Raw genomic sequence first — 22,731 nt, forward strand, 5'->3', positions numbered from 1 at the left:
TCCGTTCGTGTAAGTCGTGAGGCCGGGGACGTAAGGGGCGGGAGGAGTCAGGCGGCTTCGGCGGCCGTCGCCTCGACGCCGAGGCGTTCGAGGAGGCCGGCGCGCAGCGCGGCGAAGCGCGGGTCGGTGATGTCGCGGGGACGGTCGAGGTCGATGCGCTGCTCGTGGGCGATGACGCCGCCGTCCATCACCAGGACGCGGTCGGCGAGCAGTACGGCCTCCTCCACGTCGTGGGTGACGAGGAGCACCGCGCAGCCCCGGCGCTGCCACAACTCGCCCACGAGCCGCTGGGCCTTGATGCGGGTGAGGGCGTCGAGCGCGCCGAACGGCTCGTCGAGCAGCAGCAGATCGGGCTCGCGCACCAACGCCCGTGCGAGTGAGGCGCGTTGGGCCTCGCCGCCGGAGAGGGTCTTGGGCCAGGCGGCCGAGCGGTGTCCGAGGCCGACCTCGTCGAGGGCCTGCTCGGCGACGGCGCGTTCGGGCTTGCCGGGCAGGCCGAGCAGGACGTTGCGCCACACCTTCTTCCACGGCATCAGCCGGGGGGCCTGGAAGGCGACGGCCTTGCGGCGCGGCACCAGGACGGTGCCCTCGATGTCGCGGTCGAGCCCGGCGAGGATGCGCAGCAGCGTCGACTTGCCGCAGCCGCTGCGGCCGAGCAGGGCCACGAACTCGCCAGGCCGGACGTCCAGTCGCAGATCGTCGATGACGGCACGCCCGTCGAAGGACCGGGTGAGCCCCTCGACGTGGACCGCCTGGGGGATCACCGGCCGGTGAACGTCGGTCGCCATTGCAGCAGCACCTTTTCGAGAGAGCGGACGATGAAGTCGGCGAGCAGGCCGAGGAAGGCGTAGACGACCAGGCAGACCACGATCACGTCGGTCCGCAGGAAGTCCCGCGCCTGCACCATGAGGAACCCGATGCCGGAGTCGGCGTTGACCTGCTCGGCGAAGACCAGCGCGAGCCAGGCGATGCCGAGCGAGTAGCGCAGGCCGGTCATGGCGTTCGGCAGCGCGCCCGGGAGGACGACGTGCCGGACGAGTCCCCGGCGCGACAATCCGAGGGACTCGCCGGCCTCGATCAACTGGGCGTCCACGCCGCGGATTCCGGCGTAGACGTTGAGGTAGAGCGGGAAGGTCACGCCGAGCGTGATGATGGCGACCTTGGGGGCCTCGCCGATGCCGAACCAGATGATGAACAGCGGGATGAGACCCACGAACGGCACCGTCCGCAGCATCTGCACGGGCGCGTCCACCAGGTCCTCGCCGATCCGGAACAGGCCCGACAGCAGGGCGAGTCCGGTGCCGACGACCAGGCCGAGCAGCAGCCCGGCCGCGACCCGCTGGAGCGAGGTGCCCATGGCCGCGGGCAGCGAGCCGTCGGCCACCATGTCCCCGGCGACCTGGGCGATACGGCCGGGCGAGGCGAGTACCTCCGGCTGCAACGCGCCCGTGCCGCTGAGGAGTTGCCACAACGCCAGCAGCAGGACCGGGCCGGTGGTGCGGCGCAGCCAGCGGGGGACGCGGGTGCGGCGGGAGGAAGTGGGGACGAGGGGCTGGAGGTCGAGGTCAGGAGCTGATACATGCGAAATATCAGCTTTCGAGGGCGTGGGCGGGGCATGACTGATGCTCATGAGGGCTCCACGGGGGAGAGCGAGTGCAGGGGAGGCACGCCTCGCCGCCGCCGCACCGACGAGAACAGGGACGCTCAGCGGGCAGGCGGAACCAAGGCGAGGGAACCGGAAAGCGAGGGGAAGAAGGGCGTCAGCGGCCGCGGCGACACGCGGCGGAGGCCACCCGCAGCAGGTCGATGTGACCGCGCGTGGTGAGCAGGGCTGAACGCAACATGCGGCTGAACCTAGCCAGCTGGCATGCGCACGGTCAACGGGCGTCTCGTCCAGTGGACGCCGGTACCACCACCCGGGCGGGGTCAGCCGGGTGGAACCGGGCGCGTGCGTCAGGATGGGGGCATGTCAGATGTCTTCACCACCCGAGTCCTGAACGTCCGCACCGGTTCCACGGAGAGGGTCGTCGACATCACCGGCGACTGCGAGTCCTACCTTCGGGAGGCGGCGGCCGGTCGCGACGGCCTCCTCAATGTCTTCGTCCCGCACGCGACGGCCGGAATCGCCGTGCTCGAGACCGGTGCCGGCAGTGATGACGACCTCCTGGCCGCACTGCACACGCTGCTGCCCGCCGACGACCGCTGGCAGCACCGGCACGGCAGCCCCGGCCACGGCCGCGACCACGTGCTGCCGGCCCTCGTCCCGCCGCACGCGACCCTGCCGGTGCTGGGCGGCCGGCTGGAGCTCGGGACCTGGCAGTCGGTGTGCCTCGTGGACACGAACAAGGACAACCCGGAGCGGAAGGTGCGGTTGAGTTTCCTGGGGTGAACGCGGTCAGCCCGGCCGGAGCCCTCGGTGCGGCGCCCGAACGGCTCCGGCGCACCGTGACGCGTGCCCTTAATGCCCGTATCCTCGTCAATGCCAGATTCTCTTCCGAGCAGCGGATGATCGCGGGCGCAAGCGAGGCGAAGCGTGGTTCGGTCCGGCGAGGAACCCAAGCCGGCGGGACGTGCGACCGACGGCACGGGCCCCGCCCGGCTTCGCGAGCGGTTCCTCCAGGGTGAGCCGGTCGACACGGGTGTACGGACGTCCATCCTGAACTCGTGGCGGCGCAGCCGGTCCCTGGGCCTGTCACCGGACCGGACCGACCTCCCTTACAGCGAGGACTTCGACCCCGGGGGCCGTATCGTCCGCGCGGCCGTGCCGGTGCTCGACCGGCTCCAGGTCGCGTTCTCCGGCAGCCAGGTCAACATCTCGGTCGCCGACGCGAACGGGACCGTCCTTCTGCGCCGATTCGGTGACCCCACGATGGCCAGGAGCCTCCCGGCGATCCAGCGGGTGCCGGGCTTCGTCTTCGCCGAGCAGGTCGCCGGCACCAACGGCATCGGACTCGCCCTGGCGGAGCGGCAGCTCATCCGCGTCTACGGCGCCGAGCACTTCGCGGAACGCTCCCAGGGCAACGCCTGCGTGGCGATGCCCGTCCGGGACCCGCTCAGCGGACGCATCGAGGGCGTGCTGTGCTTCGGCTATCCACGCAGTTTCGAACAGCCCGGGCTGGGCGCGGCGATCCGCCGGGCGGCCGAGAACATCGAGCGGCGGCTGCTGGGGCAGAGCTCCGCGCACGAGCGCGCCCTGCTGCGGACGTACCTGGCCACCGGCAGCGAGGCCGGCCTGTACAGCGGTGTCGCCCTGGACGCGGTGGCCGGCGAGTTCCCCCCGCGTGACCAGGACATCCTGAAGGAGAAGGCCGCCGAGCTGATCTCCCGCGGGCAGCGGGCCGCCATCGACGTGGCCCTGCCCGGCGGCCGGCGGGTGACGCTCGTGAGCCGCCCGATGACGAGCGCCTCCGGGGTGCGGGGCTTCGCCGTCGAGGCGGTGCTGCCCGGCGCCGCGGCAAGGGGGCCCCTCGTCCTCCCGCACCAGGCCGACGAGCTACCGGACCTCGCCGCCCTCTCGGCCGTCGTCCGGCCCGCCCGGCCGTCGATCACCCTGCCGTCCGGATATCTCGCCGCCGCACCCGGCCCGGCCGTCGCGCCCGACGGTGACCGGGTGCCCGGCGGGCACGGCGAGACCGGCGGCACCGAGAGCGGGAGGGGGCCGGCGGACGGCGCTGGGGGCATGGCTGACGGCGGTGGGGGTGCGGCTGGTGGTCGTGCGGGCGCGGTCGATGGTGGCAGGGACGTGGTCGACGGCGGTGGCGACGCGCTGTACGGCGGCAGAGGCGCGGCGGACGACGGCACCGGCTCGGCGTTCCCGGCCGCGGACGACGGCACCGGCTCCCCGTTCCCGGCCCGGGGGCTCGTCATGGTGGGGGAGCCGCACGTCGGGGCGTACGCCCTGGCCGCGCGCCGGCGCCTTGAGCTGCTGTCCGAGGCCAGCGCCCGCATCGGCACGACCCTGGACGTGCGCCGCACCGCCGAGGAACTGGCCGAGACGGCGGTCCCGCGCCTGGCCGACTTCGTCACCATCGACCTGCCCGATGCCGTCCTGCGCGGCGAGGAATCCGCCGACCCCCTCGCCGACCTGCGCCGCACGGTGGTGCACGGCGTCCGCGAGGGCCTGCCCTTCACCCAGCCCGGCAAGCGCATCGACTTCGGCCCGACCGCGCCCCAGTTGCGCTGCCTGACCAGGGGCGAGGCGGTGCTGGAACCGGACCTGAAGGCCGCCGCGGGCTGGCTCGCCCAGGACCCCGAGCACACCGCACGCCTGCTCGCCCACGTCCACTCCCTCATCGCGGTGCCCCTGCTCGCCCGCGGGGTCGTCCTGGGGATCGCCAGCTTCTACCGTGCCGGGGGCTCCTTCGGGGACGACGACCGTTCGCTGGCCCAGGAGCTCGCCGCCCGCGCCGCCCTGTCCATCGACAACGCCCGGCGCTACACCCACGAACGCACCATGGTCCTGGCCCTCCAGCGCAGACTCCTCCCGCACGGTCTGCCCGACCAGGACGCCGTCGAGGTCGCCCACCGCTATCTGCCCGCCGAGTCCGACGTGGGCGGGGACTGGTACGACGTCATCCCGCTCTCCGGCACCCGCGTCGGGCTCCTCGTCGGCGACGTCGTCGGCCACGGCATGCTCTCCGCGGCCACGATGGGCCGGCTGCGCACCGCTGCGCGCAGCTTCGCCGAGCTCGACTTCTCCCCGGACGAGGTCCTCACCCACCTGGACAACCTCGTAGGACGCCTGGACCGGGAGGACCCCGACGGCAAGGGCGCCGGCGTCATCGGCGCGACCTGTCTGTACGCCGTCTACGACCCGACCGAGCAGCGGTGCCTCATGGCGCGCGCCGGTCACCCGCCGCCCGCACTCGTCCACCCCGACGGCGCCGTGTCCTACCCGGACCTTCCGGCCGGGCCCCCGCTCGGTCTCGGGGGGCTGCCCTTCGACGCCGTCGAGATCGACGTCCCCGAGGGCAGTCAGCTGGTGCTCTACACCGACGGACTCATCGAGGACCGGCACCGCGACGTCGACGTGGTCCTGGAGCAGTTGCGCGCGGCCCTGGCCCACCCGGAGCGGGCACCCGAGGAGACCTGTCAGGCGGTCCTGGACACCGTGGCGCCCGCGCACCCGCACGACGACATCGCCTTGCTCGTCGCCCGCGTGCACGCCCTGGATCCCGGCCGGATCGCGGCCTGGGAGCTGCCCGCCGACCCGGCGGTCGTCGCCGAGGTCCGGGCGTCCGCCATGCGGCGCATGGCCGACTGGGGGCTCGACGAGGCCGCGTTCGCCGTGGAGCTGATCCTCAGCGAGCTGATCACCAACGCGATCCGGCACGGCGCCGGGCCCATCCGGGTCCGGCTGCTGCACGGGCGCACCCTGATCTGCGAGGTCTCCGACGTCAGCAACACCGCCCCTCATCTGCGCCGGGCGGCCAGTACCGACGAGGGCGGACGCGGCCTGTTCCTCGTCGCGCAGCTCTCGCAGAGCTGGGGCACGCGCTACCTCCCGGAGGGCAAGGTCATCTGGGCCGAGTGCGGGCTCGACGCCGCGTGACGCGTCCGCCGACCCGCGTGGGAGTCACCGCGGCCGAAAGGCGTCCGAAATGTTGTAATTTAATCGGGTGCGCGACGCTCCTGACACGCCGGTGAAGGCGGTTTCACCCTTCGGGCCGGAGCCCTTGGTCCGTATCCGCGGGCTGGGCAAGCGGTTCGGCGGGACCGTCGCGCTGGCCGGGGTCGACCTCGACGTCCACGCCCACAGCGTGCTCGCCCTCCTCGGGCCCAACGGCGCCGGCAAGTCCACGCTCATCAAGGTCCTCGCCGGCGTCCACCCCGCCGACGCGGGACAGATCACCGTGGACGGCCTGCCGCTCGGCAGTCCCGCCGCGTCCCGGAGCATGTCCTTCATCCACCAGGACCTCGGTCTCGTGGAGTGGATGACGGTCGCCGAGAACATCGCCCTGACCAACGGGTACGCGCGCCGGACCGGACTGATCTCGTGGCGGCGCACGCGCGAGCGCTGCGTCGACGCGCTGCGGATCGTCGCCGGACACCTCGACCCCGACGCGCCGGTCTCCGGGCTCGCACCGGCCGAGCGCTCACTCGTCGCGATCGCCAGGGCCCTGGCGACCCGCGCGAAGCTCATCGTCCTCGACGAGCCGACCGCCCGCCTGCCCGCCGCGGACAGTACCCGGCTCTTCGGCGTGCTCCACGGCCTGCGCGACCGCGGCCACGCCATCCTCTACGTCAGCCACCGCCTGGACGAGGTGTACCAGGTCGCCGACACGTTCGCGGTACTGCGCGACGGCCGCCTCGTCAGCCACGGCCGGCTCGCGGGCCACGCCCCGGCCCGCCTGGTCCACGACATCGTCGGCGAAGAACCCGAACCGCCTGCCGCCCGCCCAGCCAAACCCCCGGCCCCCACACCCCCCGTTCTGACCCTCGACGGCGTACGGACCGTTCGGGCCGGGCCGGTGAGCCTGGAGCTCGGGGTCGGTGAGGTCCTCGGGCTGGTCGGGCTGTCGGATGCCGGGCACACGGACCTGGGGCGTGCCCTCGCCGGGGACCGGCCCCTCCTCGGGGGGCGGGCCGTGTTGGACGGGCGGCCCTATCACCCCCGCTCGGTCGCGGAGGCCGTCGCTCGCGGCGTCGGCTTCGTGCCGGGGGACCGGCTGCGGGAGGGCTGCCTCGCCGAACTGACCGTGCGGGAGAACTTCCTGGCCAATCCCCGCGCGGGAGGCGGGCCGGCGCCGCACTGGATCGGTCCGCGCAGCGAGCGTGTCCAGGCCGCCGCCCTGATCGACCGGTTCTCGGTGCGCCCCCGCGACAGCGAGGCCCCCATCGCCACGCTCTCCGGCGGGAACCAGCAGAAAGTCATGATCGGCCGCTGGCTGCGGACGCGGCTGCGGCTGCTGATCCTCGAGGAGCCGACCGCGAGCGTGGACATCGGCGCCAAGGCCGCGATCCACCGCCTGCTCGACGAGGCGCTGTCGGCGGGCCTTTCGGTCCTGCTCCTGTCCACCGACTTCGAGGAGGTCGCGAGCGTGTGCGGGCGCACCCTGGTCTTCGTCCGCGGGTCCGTGACGGCCGAGCTGAGCGGCAGCGCCCTCACGGTCACCGGGCTCACCCGGGCGGCCTCGGCCCTGCCCCCGTCCACGGCCGCGACGAACCGATGACCGAAGCGCCCCCCTCCCCGCCCCGCTCCGGGCGCCTGCGCGCCCCCGGCGGGCACCACATCGGCGCCTACGGCCTGCTCGCCCTCACCGCCCTGCTCTACCTGGTCTTCTCCCTCGCGCTGCCGGACACCTTCCCCACCCTGGACACCGTCGACTCGATCCTGTCCAACCAGTCGATCCCGGCCGTCCTCGCGCTGGCCGCCATGGTGCCCATCGTCACCGGCGCGTTCGACCTCTCCATCGGCTACGGCCTCGGACTGGCCCACGTCATGGTGATGCAGCTCGTCGTCGACGAGAACTGGCCCTGGCCGCTCGCCTGCCTCACCGTGCTCGCCGGAGGGCTGGTCGTGGGCGTCCTCAACGGCGTCATCGTCGAGTTCGGCCGGATCGACTCCTTCATCGCCACGCTCGGCACCGGCAGCATGATGTATGCCGTGACCGGCTGGATCACCGACGGCAGCCGGATCGTCCCGGGCCCGCAGGGCCTCCCGCCCGCGTTCACCGACCTCTACGACTCCACCTTCCTCGGCCTCCCCGTCCCCGCCTTCTACGTGCTCGCCCTCGCGGGAATCCTCTGGCTGGTGCTGGAGCGGCTGCCGCTCGGCCGGTACCTGTACGTCGTCGGATCGAACCCGCGCGCGGCCGACCTCGTCGGCATCCCGACCCGCACCTACACCGTCTTCGCGTTCGCCGCCTCGGGGCTGATCGTCGGTTTCGCCGGTGTGCTGCTCGCGTCCCAGCAGCAGATCGGCAACCCGAGCGTCGGCCTCGACTACCTGCTGCCCGCCTTCGTCGGCGCCCTGCTCGGCTCCACGGCGATCAAGCCCGGCCGGCCCAACGCCCTCGGCACCGTCGTCGCCGTCGCCGTCCTGGCCGTCGGCCTCACCGGCATCGCCCAGCTGGGCGCCGACTTCTGGACGGTGCCGCTGTTCCACGGCGGCACCCTGCTCATCGCCGTAGGTCTGGCCGGATACGCCGCCCGCCGCCGGCTGCGCGGCGGCGCCGCGGCCCGCGACACACCCGCCGCGCCGCCCCCGCCGCCCTCCTCCCCGACACCGGAGGGCGGCACCACAGGCACACCCCCTTGACCCTTCGGCACGCCCCGCCGCGCCGATCCCCTCACAGGAGCCCACCGTGCACCGCAATCGCAAGGCCGCCCCCGGAGCCCGCACCGCGCGGCTCGCCTGCTGTGCCCTGCTGGCGACGGCGACCGCCCTCGTCGGGTGCGAACGCGGTTCGTCGGACGGCGCGGACGAGACCGCGACGGGCCCGAGCGGCTGCCCCGACGTCCACACCAGGGCCCAGTCCGCCGTCACCCGTGCGGAACGGACCGACATCCCCTGGGGCGGACCCACCAGCGGCCCGGCGGCGGTGTCGGGCAGGACCATCGTCTACGTCGCCCAGACCATGACCAATCCCGGCGTCGCGGGCGCCGCGAACGGGGTGCGGGAAGCCGCGCGGGTCATCGGGTGGAACGTCCGGGTGATCGACGGCGGAGGCACCCCGGCCGGCATCCAGGCGGCCATGAGCGAGGCCGTGGCCCTCAGGCCGTCGGGCATCGTCATCGGCGGCTTCGACCCCGGCTCGACGGCACAGCAGGTCACCCGGGCCAACGCGCTGCGCATCCCGCTCATCGGCTGGCACGCGGTGCCCGAGCCCGGCCCCAGCCGGCAGCCCGACCTCTTCACCAACGTCACCACCCGCGTCCAGGACGTGGCCCGCATCAGCGCGCAGTGGATCATCTCCGACTCGGACGGCCGCGCCGGGGTCGTGCTCATCACCGACGCGTCGATCCCCTTCGCCAGGAACAAGTCCGACCTGATCAGGAAGGAACTCGCCAGGTGCCGGGGGGTGCGGCTGCTGTCCGTCGAGAACATCCCCATCCCGGACGCGAGCAGCCGCACCCCGCGGGAGATCTCCTCGCTGCTCTCCCGGTTCCAGGACCGCTGGACCCACTCCGTCGCCATCAACGACCTGTACTTCGCCGACGCCGCCCCCGCCTTCCGCGCGGCCGGTGAGAAGGGGTCGGGGCCGCCGTACAACATCGGCGCGGGGGACGGCGATCCGTCCGCCTTCCAGCGCATCAACAGCAGGCAGTACCAGGCCGCCACCGTGCCCGAGCCGCTGTCCCTCCAGGGCTGGCAGATCGTCGACGAGTTCAACCGCGCCTTCTCCGGCCGCCCGGCCAGCCGGTACACGGCCCCCGTCCACATCGCCACGGCCGGCAACAGCGAGGGCGCCACGACCTGGGACCCGTCGGGCTACCGGGAGGCGTACCGGAAGATCTGGGGGAAGTGACGTCCGTTCAGGGTGCCGATCCCTTCACGGAACATGCACGGAACCTCGGAATTCCTTTAATTTTCAAGGGCTAATCTCACCTTCAGTCGAGTGGCCGCCGGGGGTCGATCCGAGCGGGGCCCGTTCCGCGGCGGCACTCGCACCCCCCACCAGGCACAGGAGACTGGGCGTGTACGACGGCGACGTAGTGGTGATCGGCGGCGGCTACGGCGGTGTCCGGCTGGCGAAGCGGCTGGACGCGACGGCCCGGGTCACGCTGGTGGACCGCAAGGAAGTCTTCTTCCACCGCGTCGCCTCCCTGCGCGCGGGTGTGCGCCCCGAGTGGACGCACACGCCCTTCATCCCGTACGACCGGCTGCTGCACCACGGCCGCGTGGTCGCGGGCAAGGTCGTGCGTATCGACACCGCCGAGCGGCAGGTCGTCCTCGCCACGGGCGAGCGGCTGCCGTACGACGTGGTCGTGATCGCCACGGGCGCCGACTACCCCGAGCCGGCTCGCTTCGTCGGCACCACCGTCGAGGAGGCGGCCAAGTCGTTCGCCGAGCACCAGCGCAACGTGGCCACGGCCGAGCACGTCCTCGTCGTCGGTGGCGGCCCCGGCGGCGTCGAACTCAGCGCCGAGATCAGGCTCGCCCGGCCGGACGCCCGGGTCACGCTCGCCCACTCCGGACCGGCCCTGCTCGACTCCACGGGCAGCGCGCGGCCGGGACGCAAGGCCCTCGCGTGGCTGGAGGCCCACGACGTCGAGGTACGGCTCGACTCGTTCATGTCGCCCGGCAACGACTTCGGCACCTACCGCGACGCCCGGGGCACCCTCATCGAGGCCGACCTGTCCTTCTGGGCGACGGGCACCACACCCAACACGCTCTGGCTCCGCCTGGCCGGGCACGGTGACTGGCTGAACAGGGACGGACACGTCAAGGTCGACCGGACGCTCCGGGTCGAGGGCAAGCTGGACGTGTTCGCCGTCGGCGACGTGAACGACGTCAGCGAACTCAAGATCACCCCCGCCGCCCTCGCGCAGGCGGACATCGCCGCCCACAACATCCGCGCCTTCCTCCAGAGTTCGGGCAGGCACCGCAAGGAGCCGCGCTTCTACCGGCCGATCCAGCGCACCCCGCTCATCGTGCCGTTCGGCCCGGCCGACGGACTGACCGTGCTGCCCGTACCGGGCGGCGAGTCCGCTGTCCTCGGCAGCCGCACCACCGCCATGGCCAAGGCGAAGACCCTCATGACGCCCTACATGCGACGCCAACTCGGTTACACCGCCGCCTGATCCACGGCACGGGGCAGGGCCGCCCCGCGCGATCCCACCCCCGGTCGTTACCGGCCGGTTGTGTCTGGGGTAGGGTCCCCACCGTTTCCGGTTACCGGCTGATGGCGTGCCGGTACGGGGCGTGTCGGAGGGTGGCAAGACGATGGAATCCCAGTGGGGTGACGGCGGATCCGTGGACCTGGACGACACGCGGTTGGAGGCACTGAGTCCCCAGCCGCTGCTGACCCGGGACTACGAGACGCGCCCCGCGCTCGTGTACGAGCGGCTGAGGCAGCAGCACGGCCCGGTCGCGCCGGTCGATCTGCTCGGCGTACCCGCCTGGCTGGTCCTGGGCTACCGCGAGGCGCTCCAGGTCCTCCAGGACAACGACGGCTTCCCGAAGGGGCTGGAGAACTGGCGGGCCCGTTCCGAGGGCCGGGTGCCGGCCGACTGGCCGCTCGGCCCGTCCCTGGAGGTCAACCACATCCTGATCCAGGGCGGCCCCGGATACCGGCCGCTGCGGACGGCGTGGGACGTTGCCCTCAAGCCGTTCCAGGACCCGCGCCACCCCCAGGCCAAGCGCCTCAAGGCCGCCGTCACCGCCTACGCAGACGAGCTGATCACCCTGGTCGGGCAGGGCGGGAAGACGGGCGTGGCGGACCTGTCCGCGCAGTTCTCCCGGCCGCTGCCGCTGATGGTGGCCAGCCATCTGCTCGGCTTCCCCGGCTCACAGGGCGACGACGCGCTGATGGACATGTGGCGCGTGCTCGACGCGGGCCCGGACGCCGAGGCCGCACTGGAGCGCCTGCTCGCGACGCTGGCGGAACTGGCCGCGCTGAAGCTGGAGAAGCCGGGCGACGACTTCCCCTCGTACCTGCTGGCCGCGCACCCGGACCTGTCGCTCGACCATCTGGCCCGCGAACTGTTCATGCTGCTCGGCATGACCTCCGACCACGTCGGCATCCTCATCTCCAACACCGTCGTGGAGGTCATCTCGGGCGAGGGCAGCGTGCGCGCCAGCCTGTCCGCGGGGATGGTCAGGGAGACCATGAACCGGGTGGTCATGCGCAAGCCGCCCCTGGTGAACTTCGTCCCGCGCTTCGCGGCCGAGGACACCCCGCTCGGCAACTACACGATCCGGGCCGGCGACCCGGTGTGGGTCTCCTCGGCCGCCGCGCACGCCGACCCGCTCTTCGCCGACCACGTCGCCTCCGGCACCACCATCAGCACCCGGGCGCATCTCTCCTGGGGAGCCGGAGCGCGCCAGTGCCCCGCGCGGGAGCTCGCCTCGACGGTCGCGGCGGCCGGTGTGGGGCGCCTGTTCGAGCGGTTCGACCACCTCGGCCTCGCCCTGCCCGCCGACCAACTGCCCTGGCGTTCCTCCCCGTTCATGCGCGGCCTGCGCTCGCTGCCCGTGCGGTACGAACTCTCCGCGGCACCCGTGCGGCCCTCGGCGGACGGGCCCGTGCCCGAGGTGGCCGAGGAGGTCCTGCCGGACCAGTCCGCCCGGCAGCGCTCCTCGCTGTGGCGCTATCTGACGGGCCTGATCCGCGGCGGCCGCTGACCGGGAGGCCGGGCCGGAACGAACGGTGCGTGCGGGCGGCACCGACGTTGATCGAGTGGTGAGGTCCGGGAGCCGGACGTACCGTCGAACGGTGGACACCGCAGGCAGCAGCCCGCAGCCGGCTTCCCCACAGGCGACCACCACCAGAGCATCCGGTGGTGGCGGAAACGCGATGGCACTCTTCGTCATCGCCTCGTGCCAGCTGATGGTCGTCCTCGACATCACCATCGTGAACATCGCGCTGCCGCACATCCAGAGCGCGCTCGACTTCTCCACCACGAGCCTGGCCTGGGTGGTCAACGCCTACACCCTCACCTTCGGCGGCCTGCTGCTGCTCGGCGGCAGGACGGGCGACATCCTGGGACGACGGCGCGTCTTCATCTTCGGCGTGCTGCTCTTCGTACTCGCCTCCCTGCTCGGCGGATTGGCCCAGAACGCCGGTCAACTCCTCGGCGCACGCGCCCTCCAGGGCTGCGGCGGCGCCATCGCCTCCCCGACGGCCCTCGCCCTGATCAGCACCACCTTCCGCGAGGGGCCGGATCGCAACCGCGCCTTCGGGGTCTTCGCCGCGGTCTCGGCGGGCGGCGGCGCGATCGGCCTGCTCGCGGGCGGAATCCTCGTGGAGTGGCTGAACTGGCGGTGGGTGCTGTTCGTCAACGTGCCCATCGGCCTGCTCATCGCGCTCGCCACACCGCGCTGGATCAGGGAGTCCGAACGCCACCCCGGACGCTTCGACATCACCGGCGCGCTCATGTCCACCGCGGGCATGGTGCTGCTCGTCTACGGATTCATCAGGGCCGCACAGGAGGGCTGGCGCGACGCTCTCACCCTCGCCTCGTTCGGCGCGGCGGCCGTCGTCCTGACGGGCTTCATCCTGATCGAGCGGCGCTCCAGACAGCCCATCACGCCGCTGCACATGTTCGCCGACCGCAACCGTGCGGGCACGTACGGCATCATGCTGTGCCTGGCCGCCGCGATCTTCGGCATGTTCTTCTTCCTCACGCTCTTCGTGCAGGACGTGCTGGGGTTCAGCCCTCTCCAAGCCGGACTGGCCTTCCTCCCGGTCAGCGCGGTCATCGCCATCGGCGCCGGACTGGCCTCGCGGTTCCTGCCCGTCTACGGCCCCAAGCCGTTCATGGTGCTGGGCGCGATCCTGGCCGCGGCCGGGCTGGCCTGGCTCACCCTGACCGACGTGCACTCCACCTACGCGGGCAGCGTCCTCGGCCCGATGCTCGTCTTCAGCCTCGGCATGGGCATGGAGTTCGTGTCGCTGACCCTCATGGCGCTGTCCAACGTGCCCACGCCGGAGACCGGCGCGGCCTCCGGACTGCTCAACGCCACCCAGCAGGTCGGTGGCTCCCTCGGCCTGTCCATCCTGGTCACCATGTACGGCACGGCCAGCACCAACGAGGCCGAGAAGCAGATCCCGCTCTTCCTTCAGCAGGCGCCCCCTGCCGAGCGCCTGCGCTTCGAACGCACCGGGCAACTGCCGAAACCCTGGTCCGACGAGATCCTCACCGCCGGCGCCTCGGCCGCCTTCATCATGGCGGCGATCTTCACCGCCGTCGCCGCGCTGATCGCCCTGATCGTCATCCAGGTCCGTCCCTCCGACCTGGAACGTCTCAAGGGAGGGGCGGGCCCCGGCCCGATGTGAGGCCCGCCCCCGACCCGCTAGGCCCCGATCCTCGCGGCGATGACCGGCGCCAGCCGGTCGGCGATCACCCGGTGTCCCCGGTCGTTGGGATGCACGGAGTCCGTCAGATCCCCCGAGCCCAGCCAGCCGGTCGTGTCGACGAAGGAGACCCGCGCGTCCCCGCCGGCGACGGCGGCCTTCACAGCGGCCTCGGTCTGCGGCACGTACCGTCCGCGGAACGTCTCCAGCGCGAAGATCCACGCCTGCGGATACGCCGCGCGGACCTTGCGCAGCAGGCTGCTGTACGCCGACTGGAACTGCGCGGAACTCACCCCGTGGCCCACGTCGTTGGTGCCGAGGTTGATGACGACCGCGTCGGCCCGGTAGCGGGAGAAGTTCCAGTCGGGCGTCGCGGCGTTCGGGTTGAGCTTGGTGAACTGCCGCTCAAGACCCACACAGCCGTCCGGCGCGGCCACCAGGCACGCCCCGCCCTGCGCGATCTGCGTGTGCTCGACGCCTAGCCGCTCCCCGATCAGCCAGCCGTACGCGGTACGGGCGTTCTGCGAGGACGTCGTGCCCACGGTGATCGAGTCGCCGACGAACTCGACCAGCTTCGCCGGGGCCGATGGTGCGAAGGTCGTCGCGCCGCTGTCCAGGACGAGGCCCTGGAAGACGGCGTCGCCCTTGTACGATCCGGCCACCACCTGGTAGTTGACCTGGAGCGTGTGGGCGCCGGAGGAGAGGGCCGACGGGGTCAGGTTCACCGTGCCCTTGACGTCGTCGTAGAACGTCACCGGCCCGTTGTCGATCCGCGCCCACAGATCGATCGTGCCCCGCTGCTTCAGCTTGACCGTCCTGCCGGTGAAGCCGACGCGGTAGTAGGCGCCCGCCCAGTACGGGGTGTAGGCGGTGGCGGAGCTGGTGGTGTCCCAGCGGCCGACGAACTTGATGCTCGGGTCGCCGGGCTGCCCGGGAGCCGCCGCCTTCACCGTCGCGCCGCTGCCGAGCCGGGCGCGGACGACCGGGGCCAGGCGCTCGGCGAACTTGGTGTGCCCCGCCTCGTTCGGGTGCCCGTTGCCGTCCTCGTAGTCGGTGCCGTCGGTGAGCCAGCCCGAGGTGTCGACGTAGTGCACCCGGGCGTCACCGGCGCTGTTGCGGGCGCTGACGGCGGCCCTGGTCTCGGTGACGTAGCGCTTCTTCAGCGTCTGCACCGCGAAGAGGTGCGCCGTGGGGTACTTCGCCCGCACGTCCCGCAGGAACGCGGTGTACGCCGACTGGAAGGCGGCGCCGGACACGCCGTGCCCGATGTCGTTGGTGCCGAGGTTGATGACGACCGCGTCGGCCCGGTACCGGGAGAAGTCCCAGGCCGCGCCGCCGGTACTGGCCGTCTTGAAGAACTGCCCGCTCAGACCGGTGCACCCCGTCTGCGCGACCAGGCAGTACCCGGACCGGGCGATCTGCGTGTGCCGCATCCCCAGCCGTTCCCCGGTCTTCCAGGCGTACGAGTCCAGCGCCAGCCGGTCGGTCAGGGCCCCGGCGGTGATGGAGTCGCCGACGAATTCCACCAGGCCGGTCGGGGCGCCGGCGGCGACGGTCCGCGCACCGGAGTCCAGGACCAGGCCCTGGAAGACGGTGTCACCGGAGCGGTAGGACAGGCGCAGGGTGTGGGTGCCGGGGGAGAGCGGCCGGGGAGTGAGGTTCACCGTGCCGCGCACACCGGCGTGGAAGACATCGGGGCCGCCGTCGATGCTGGCGTAGAAGTTGACCGCGTTCCTGGCCCTGACCTTCACCGTGGTGCCGGTGAAGTCGGTCTGGAGGTAGGCGCCGGTCCAGTGGGGCACGGCCGCGGTCCCGGAGGAGGTGTCCCAGCGACCGACGTACGCGATGTTGGGATCGGACACCGAGCCGTCCCCCGCCGCGGCCCGCGCGGGAGAGCCGCCCGCCAGGGACAGCAGGCAGGCGAGCAGCGCGGCGGTGACGAGAGCGGGCAGGGCGCGTCTGGGGGAGGGGTGGGGGGAGGTCTGCACGGGGTCCCTTTCACGTGAGGGTGGATGGGAGCGCTCCCATGAGCAGCCTTTCGAGGGAAGCAGTGAAACGGTTCAACGTCAAGTGGTCTGCCGCGGACGGAAGTTGCGCGTCCCGGCCCCGCGCGGTCCGGTGGGACGGCGCACGGCCAGGTGGCGGGTCCCGAGGGCTTCCGTCGGGTGAATCTGCCGCCCGCGGGCGCCCGGGGACCCTCGGGCGCGGAACCCTCACAGGGTGAACGGTGGTACGCGTGCTTCCCAGGGTCCTGCTGCCCCGCGACATGAAGGAGGGCTGCCGCGGCTGCTCGGGCGGACGCTCCGCGACGGGCTCGGCGTGCGCCGCGCGCTGCACCGGCGCCGGCTGATGCGGCCGGGCTACGACCGGACCAGGACCTGGCGGGTCCGCAAGAGCGCCGGGTACGTGGCGCTGCTGGTGCTGACGTTCCTCGGCGCGCTGCTGCTGCTGTTCCTGGCCGTCACGGCCGTCATCACCATGGGGCAGGAGAAGGAGTTCGAGTCGCCCGTCCGGTGGGTCGACGCCCAGTGCAAGCCGGACCAGTTCAGCTGCACGGTCCTCCAGTCCCTGTTCATGCCGTTCCTGACCCTCGCCCTGGCCACCGTCACCTACCTGTTCTTCCGGTTCAGCCACGTGCGCCGCGCCTATCTGCGGAAGGCACGCCAGGAGCCCCACGAACTCGTGGAGACCGCGGGCGGCATCTTCGGCCGGGTCGTGGGCCGCGACCAGCTCTGCTCCGTCCTCATGGAGGACCTGCGGGACCGCCGCTTCCGCCGTACGCACGTCGTCGTCGGCGGCATCGGCACCGGCAAGACGGCGCTGGTCGTGCTGCTGACGCAGCGGCTCGCGGAGCGCGGGGCGGTGCCGGTGCCGCTACGGCTGCGTGCCGCCGACCAGGACCTCGACTTCCGCGACCTGGCCTTCAAGCGCTTCTGCCGGGAGGTGCAGGGCAACATCCGCTCCGGCGCCGAGGCGGAGAAGGTGTGGCGGCGGCTGTGCCAGCAGGGGCGGATCGTGGTGCTCGCGGACGGTCTGGAGGAGGCGCTGACCGCCGAGGACCTGACGGAGGAACGCGACACCATCATCCGGCTGGCCATCCGCCGTGCCAACGAGGAGGGGCTGCCGCTGATCATCACCTCCCGGCCACACGACTCGCTGCGCGGCATGGAGGCGTCCCTCACCGAACTGGAGCCGCTGAGCGAGGAGGCCGCCCTCAGCTACATCTCGTCCGGGGGCGCCGGGGAGGACCGGCAGCGGCTGGACTGGATCGTCGAGCGGGCCGGGATCGCGGAGGCCCCGACCTACCTTGAGATCGCCGCCGAACTGCACGAGCAGGGACTGCTGGAGCGGGCCCTCGCCGGCTCCGCGGAGGAGGAGGCCGTCGAGACGCGGGGCGGCGACCGGGCGTCCCTGAGGTTCCACCTGTTCGAGACCTGGCTCAGCGCCCTCATCAGCGGCCGTTTCGGGGCGGATCTGCCGCTCTCCCCGGAGGAGCGCCGCTCGGTCGTCCACTACCTGTCCGCGCTGGCGTGCGTGGGACTCGCCCTCGACACCTCCGAGGTGCGGTTCGTCGACGTCGTCGACGAACAGGACCCGGCCCGCTCCCGCTTCCCCGAGATCGTCCGGGAACTGGCCCGCAGGGTCGGCGACAGCGGCATCGACCTCCGGCTCGCCGCCCACTGGGGCGCCCGGATGGACCTGGTCGAGCTCGGCGGCGACCGCGTCCGCTTCCAGCACAGCGTGATCCAGGCCCAGTTGGGGGCCCGGTTCCTGAACGCGGTGATCCACCCGGACGTCCCGGCACAGCCGACGGAGGGCTCCTACTTCCCGGCGGCCCTGCGTGAACCGGGCCGGGAGCTGCTGATCGCCATGGTGCTGCACTCCCGGCTGCCCGACGGCGCGTGCGTCCATGAGGAGCCGGGCGCGGTGGGCTCCGACGGGAGAGTGTGGTGCCCGGTGAGCGCCGCGCGGGATCTGCTGATGGAGGCCGCCTACCAGGCACAGACGGTCAGGAACACCGGACCCGACAACGACGACAAGCACCAGGTACGGCCCCTCTTCGGCCGCACCCTGCACAGCAAGGCCCTGGAGCTGTACGCGGCCGCCCTGGAGATCGACAGCGTCGACGCCCAGCCGGAGCAGCACCTCATCGCCATGCGGCTGTGCACGTCCTGGCCGGATCTGAGGGCCCGCGACCCGCACACCCTGGGCACCGCGAAGGCCCTGCTCGTGGCCCGGTTCGGGGAGGCCATGCGCGGTGTCGCCCAGCGGCAGACCCTCCGGCCCGCCTATCTGGAGATGTTCGAGATCGCACGCCTGGAACCCTCCTACCCGGTCCGGCTCGCCATCGCTCAGGAGATCGGCGCCGGCGGGGACCTCGCCTTCGCCGCGCTCCAGCCGAGGCTGCGCGGGCCGCAGCTGGTCGAGGGCCTGCGGGTCGAGCGGGAGCCCGACTGGCGGGAGAAGCTGTGGGACGGGCAGCAGCCGGAACTGGTGGGGGAGCGGGAGACCAGACTGCGCCGACAGGGCGAGGGCCAGGTCGCGCGCATGAAGAGGGAACTGAAGGAGCGTGAGGACGAGCGGCGCCAGGAGCGCCGGCGGGAACGCGAGGACCGCGAGGCCGAGGAACGGCAGTGGCGGGACAACACTCTGTGCGCCTGGCTGATCCCGCTGCTGGTCGGTTCGGTCACCACCCACCGGCACCAGGACACCCCGTACGCGTTCCTGGAGAGCTGGGTGCGGCGCGTCGGAGTCCCGGTGGACGGTCTCGACGGGCCCGCTGGAGTCGACCTCAACGTGGAGGTGGCGCTGGCCCAGGGCTTCAAGTTCGCGGCGAACCGCCGGCACCGCCATCCGCACGCCCGGCCCGAGGCCCGCGAGTACCTGAGCGAGCAGGCGTGGGACATGCTCAAGCGCACCCGCTTCTGGTTCACCCGCCTCACGCTGCTGCACGCGCTGACCCTGTGGGACCTGCCCGACGGCAACGCCGCCGGACGCCCGTCACGCGGACACGGCTCCGACCCCGCCCAGCAGGTCCGTCAGTGGCTGGCCCGGCCGGACGGCGAACCGGAGCACCCGTTCGTGACCGCGGCCGGGAAACTCTGCGTCTGGGCCCTGGAGACGCGCCAGCCCGAACGGTTCCTGTGGATCGACGAGTCGGGCGTCGCCGCGCACGTCGGTTCCCAGACGTCCCACGGCGAGGCACGCAAGCACAACCTGTGGATCCCGCCCTCCACGGGCTGGAGCGCCCTGCACCCGACCGCGCAGCAACTCCTCGCCGACGTGCTGCTGCTCCTCAACCTGGCCGAACGGGGAGACTGGCCCACCGACCGCATCCGGCGCCTCCAGCACACCGCCCGGCCCGACCTGCCGCCCTGCCTCACCCTGGACCGCACCCCGCTCGACCCGGGCCGCACCACCGTCCGCACGGCCTCCTCCCAGGCGGGCTCCAACTGCCGCGACGACTGCGCCTTCGAGCTGTGCCCGTACCCGCCCAAGGGTCTCGACGGCCACCGGGTGGAACTCGGCGAGGCCTTCTGCCGCGCCCAGTCCACCCTCCTGTCCCGCTCCCCGTTCCGCCCCAAGGCCGCCTGGCAGCGCCGCACGAACCTCACGGAGCTGCGGAGGTTCTGGGAGTCGATGGGGCACCGGGCGCAGCACAACGCGAAGGTGCGGTGAGCGAACCGGCGGCCGGAGTCCGGCTGCTACCGCTCGTGCCGGGAGCGGTTCGACAGGGCGTCGGCGAGGCCGGACGCGTCCGTGCCGAGTTTCCGGTACACGGAGGACAGCAGTTGCCGTACGCCCTGCTCGGTGACCCGCAGGTCCTTCGCGACCACCGGTGCCGGGTGGCCCATGGCCGTCATCTCGGCGGCCCTGCGCTCCGGGCCCGTCAGCATGTCCGTCTGCGCGTAGCGCAGGGGCAGCGGGCGCAGCCCCGCGGCGGAGAGCTCCCGCCTGGCCCGCGCTGCCAGGCCCTCGGCGCCGCAGTGGACCGCGACTTCCAGACCCTGGTAGAGCCGGTCGGCGGCGTCGTGCACACGGCCGTTGCGGGCCAGCGCGGCGCCCAGGCCGATCAGGGCACGGGCCAGCTGGTACGCGGCGGGCGACTGCTCCAGCTGGTCGACGGCCTGCGCGTGCAGATCGACCGCCGCCTCCCCGCCCGTCACCTCCGCCTGGACGTGCAGGGCCTGGCCGATCGCGGAGGCCGCGCCGAAGTCCCGGGCCCGCTTGACGGCGTCCTGGGCATGGCGGACCGCCTCGTCAGGGTCGGTGCGGGCGAGTGCCGAGGCCAGTCCCAGCTGCCAGGGACACCACGCGGGGTTGCGCCAGTCCCGCCCGTCCAGCCACTCCCCGACCTTGGACAACAGTCGTGCCGCCTGCGCGAGCCGCCCCTCCGCCAGGAGCAGTTCGGCGTACACCGTGCGGGGATCGGGGAAGATGACGGCGTTGGGGACCACGTCGCCGTAGTGGTAGCTGTCGGCGAGCCGGCGCGCGTCACCGGTCAGTCCACGGGCCAGCAGCGTCTTGATGAGAATGCCGATGGCGAACCACTGGGCGGGCACCGCTCCTTCGACGCGCTCGGCGGTGTGCAGCCCGGCCCGGACGAGTTCTTCCGCCTCGGGCAGGCAGCCACGGCGGTAGCGGATGTAACCCAGGAGCGTCTGGCCCTGCGCCAGATGCGAGCCTCGCCACCCCATGTGCTCGCACTCGGCCATGCCTTCGGCGAAGAGTTCCTCGCCCCGCCGTGGCTGGTCGCAGTACATGAACAGCAGGGCGACGGCGGCGGGCACCTCGAAGCCGCGGTTCTCGTCGGTCCAGCTCATCCCGCCGCGGAGGGCCTCCTCGGCATACCCGAGGGCGGTCCGCCGCGGCTCGCCGCGCACGAGGGCGTCCCACGCCCGCAGACCGAGGATGTAGCGCTCCTCCAGGCCCCGGCCGGGCAGCTTCTCCGCCAGCCGCGCCAGCCGGCGCGAGCGGGCGGACGAGTCGGGCTCGTCGGCGCGGAACGCGCTCCATACGAAGTGATCGGCCTGCATGCGCAGTTTGACGCGTGCATTGGTGGCGCGCCGCGCCTCGTCGGCGGCCACGGTCGCGGCCTCGGTCAGCCGGTCGGTGTGGGCCAGCGCCTGGGTCAGCCGGTAGACGATGGAGGCGCGCAGGTCGGGGTCGATTCCCGGCTCCGCCAGTGCCTCCCGGAGGTGGTTGACCGTGGCCGTGGGTTCGATCAGGAAGGTCGAGCAGGCCAGCTCGTGGAGAAGGGCGGCGCGGTCCTCGGCAGGGGGCGGTTCCCGCAGCGCTCGGGTCAGCACGCGCCGGGCGGCCTCCGGTGCCCCGGCGCGGAGGTACTCACGGGCGGCGGCGCGCAGGCACGCGACCGCCTCGGGCCGGCCGTCGCAGGGGACCTCCAGCAGGTGCCGGGCGGCGACGGTGGGGTCGGCCCCGACCGTCTGGGCGGCATGGGCGGCCGCGTTGTGCATGCCGACCCGCAGGCCCGGAGGGATGTCGCGGTAGATCGTCGTGGCGATCTGCGGGTGGACGAACTCCAGGCCGCCCGCGGGCTCGTCGACGTCCGCGAGGATGCGGCGGGCGCGCAGCTTCTCGGCCGCCTCGACGGCCTCCTCGCTGCCGACCACCGCGAGGTGGGCGGCAGCCTCCGGTGAGAACGGCCCACCCAGGACGGCGCCGGCCCAGGCGAAGCGGACGGTGCCCGGGCCCAGCCGTTTGAGGCGCTCGATCAGGCCGGGGCCCTTGACCGCAGCGGCGAGGTCCCGCATCACCGGCAACTCGTCCCGGGTGCCCCTGACCTTCCGTTCACGGAGCCTGATGGCCAGTTCGACGGCATCGAAGGGGCTCCCGCCGGTGACCGTCCAGCACTCGCCGCAGAACGCGTCCTCGGCTTCCTCACCCACTTCGTCCCTGATGATCCGCGCCACGCCCGCCTCGCCGAGCGGAGACAGCACGTGCGGGCGCTGCTCGTGGCGTTCGACGAGCGTACGGAAAGAGGTCGCGTCGGACGGGAGTTCGTCGGGCCGGTAGCCGACGACGATCAGCAGCGGGAGGTTCGCGACCCGGGGCGCGAAGGAGGCGAGCCAGTCCAGGGATTCGCCATCGGCCCAGTGCAGGTCGTCCAGGAGCAGAACGACAGGCGAGTTCAACATCGTCAGGCGCGTCATGACCCAGTCGAGGCCGTCGCGCACTCCGGTCGGGTCCGGCATCCGGGCGGGGTCCGTCGCCTCGAGACCGAGCGCCGCGCCGACGATGTCGTACCAGCTGCCCAGGAAATCCCGGCGCTCCGTCTCGCCCATCCTGGCCAGGGCGGGCTGCATGGCCTGGCGGACGACGCGGAAGGCCATCCCCCGCTCGTTCTCGCCGCCCTTGCCCGAGAACACCGTGAACCCGAGCGCGGCGGCGCGGGCGCGCACCGCCGCGATGAGTGTCGTCTTGCCCAGCCCGGCCTCACCGGTGAAGGCGAGGAACCCGCCGCGCGGTACCCGGGGAACGCCGTCGACGGTGTCACGCAGCCGCGCCAACGCGTCGTCGGCGGCCTGGAGTTCCTCGTCGCGTTCCAGCAGAGGCCGTTGTTCGTTGATCGATTGCCGCAGCCCGTGGGCCATGTGGTCCACCGCTTCCTGTCGTTGCTCCCCGCCGGACGGGGCGAGCGTACGCCCTCGTGCACGCCCCTTGGCCGGGTCGGAAGCAGAGGTCGACAGGGAGGGTGAATTTCCCGCGGGAGCGGTTGTGGTCTCCGCCTTTCGGGTAGTCTGCTGCG

The 22,731-nt window shown here is 72.6% G+C and carries 14 protein-coding genes; 9 read left to right on the plus strand and 5 right to left on the minus strand.

What is annotated here, in order from left to right:
• Positions 1-47 precede the first annotated feature (47 nt).
• The 3 genes from SCNRRL3882_RS35355 to SCNRRL3882_RS42685 all read right to left on the minus strand — a co-directional run bounded on the left by SCNRRL3882_RS35355 (position 48) and on the right by SCNRRL3882_RS42685 (position 1,844).
• Positions 48-788: an ABC transporter ATP-binding protein gene (locus SCNRRL3882_RS35355; protein ID WP_010040911.1), complete on the minus strand. Its 741-nt coding sequence runs from the start codon at positions 786-788 to the stop codon at positions 48-50.
• On the minus strand, positions 761-1,630 hold the full coding sequence (locus tag SCNRRL3882_RS35360; protein ID WP_029181244.1) for an ABC transporter permease: 870 nt from the start codon (positions 1,628-1,630) through the stop codon (positions 761-763). The genes SCNRRL3882_RS35355 and SCNRRL3882_RS35360 overlap by 28 nt, the downstream gene beginning before the upstream one ends.
• 130 nt (positions 1,631-1,760) lie before the next feature.
• Entirely contained in the window at positions 1,761-1,844 is an 84-nt protein-coding gene (locus tag SCNRRL3882_RS42685; RefSeq protein ID WP_313884353.1) for a putative leader peptide, read from the minus strand.
• A 122-nt stretch (positions 1,845-1,966) separates the two neighbouring features.
• On the opposite strand from SCNRRL3882_RS42685, the gene SCNRRL3882_RS35365 reads away from it, so the two are divergent.
• The 8 genes from SCNRRL3882_RS35365 (at position 1,967) to SCNRRL3882_RS35400 (ending at position 13,943) form a co-directional block, all read left to right on the plus strand.
• On the plus strand, positions 1,967-2,389 hold the full coding sequence (locus SCNRRL3882_RS35365) for a secondary thiamine-phosphate synthase enzyme YjbQ (RefSeq protein ID WP_010040909.1): 423 nt from the start codon (positions 1,967-1,969) through the stop codon (positions 2,387-2,389).
• Positions 2,390-2,533: 144 nt separating this feature from the next.
• A complete protein-coding gene (locus tag SCNRRL3882_RS35370) occupies positions 2,534-5,551 on the plus strand; it encodes a SpoIIE family protein phosphatase (RefSeq protein WP_010040908.1) in 3,018 nt (1,005 codons plus the stop codon).
• Positions 5,552-5,618: 67 nt separating this feature from the next.
• Positions 5,619-7,172, plus strand: coding sequence for a sugar ABC transporter ATP-binding protein (locus SCNRRL3882_RS35375; RefSeq protein WP_010040907.1), 1,554 nt, complete (start codon positions 5,619-5,621; stop codon positions 7,170-7,172).
• Positions 7,169-8,260 carry an ABC transporter permease gene (locus SCNRRL3882_RS35380; protein WP_102514903.1) on the plus strand — a complete coding sequence of 364 codons (1,092 nt, stop codon included), beginning with the start codon at positions 7,169-7,171 and terminating at the stop codon, positions 8,258-8,260. The genes SCNRRL3882_RS35375 and SCNRRL3882_RS35380 overlap by 4 nt, the downstream gene beginning before the upstream one ends.
• Before the next feature lie 46 nt (positions 8,261-8,306).
• Positions 8,307-9,470 carry a substrate-binding domain-containing protein gene (locus SCNRRL3882_RS35385; RefSeq protein ID WP_010048719.1) on the plus strand — a complete coding sequence of 388 codons (1,164 nt, stop codon included), beginning with the start codon at positions 8,307-8,309 and terminating at the stop codon, positions 9,468-9,470.
• Positions 9,471-9,639: 169 nt separating this feature from the next.
• Positions 9,640-10,746 carry an FAD-dependent oxidoreductase gene (locus SCNRRL3882_RS35390; RefSeq protein WP_010048717.1) on the plus strand — a complete coding sequence of 369 codons (1,107 nt, stop codon included), beginning with the start codon at positions 9,640-9,642 and terminating at the stop codon, positions 10,744-10,746.
• A 142-nt stretch (positions 10,747-10,888) separates the two neighbouring features.
• The gene (locus SCNRRL3882_RS35395) at positions 10,889-12,289 is read left to right on the plus strand and encodes a cytochrome P450 (RefSeq protein WP_010048715.1); all 1,401 of its coding nucleotides are present in this window, start codon (positions 10,889-10,891) and stop codon (positions 12,287-12,289) included.
• A gap of 172 nt (positions 12,290-12,461) precedes the next feature.
• A complete protein-coding gene (locus SCNRRL3882_RS35400; RefSeq protein WP_010048712.1) occupies positions 12,462-13,943 on the plus strand; it encodes an MFS transporter in 1,482 nt (493 codons plus the stop codon).
• Between the two features lie 17 nt (positions 13,944-13,960).
• On the opposite strand, the gene SCNRRL3882_RS35405 is transcribed toward SCNRRL3882_RS35400, so the two are convergent.
• Positions 13,961-15,949, minus strand: a complete 1,989-nt coding sequence (locus SCNRRL3882_RS35405; protein WP_010048709.1) for a hydrolase — start codon at positions 15,947-15,949, stop codon at positions 13,961-13,963.
• A 331-nt stretch (positions 15,950-16,280) separates the two neighbouring features.
• Here SCNRRL3882_RS35405 and SCNRRL3882_RS35410 point away from each other — a divergent pair, with 331 nt between their 5' ends.
• Positions 16,281-19,640, plus strand: coding sequence for an NACHT domain-containing protein (locus SCNRRL3882_RS35410; RefSeq protein ID WP_010048707.1), 3,360 nt, complete (start codon positions 16,281-16,283; stop codon positions 19,638-19,640).
• Between the two features lie 26 nt (positions 19,641-19,666).
• Here SCNRRL3882_RS35410 and SCNRRL3882_RS35415 read toward each other — a convergent pair whose 3' ends face one another.
• Entirely contained in the window at positions 19,667-22,576 is a 2,910-nt protein-coding gene (locus tag SCNRRL3882_RS35415) for an ATP-binding protein (protein ID WP_040904442.1), read from the minus strand.
• Between the last annotated feature and the right edge of the window lie 155 nt (positions 22,577-22,731).

The organism is Streptomyces chartreusis NRRL 3882 (assembly GCF_900236475.1).
GTDB classification, from domain to species: domain Bacteria; phylum Actinomycetota; class Actinomycetes; order Streptomycetales; family Streptomycetaceae; genus Streptomyces; species Streptomyces chartreusis_D.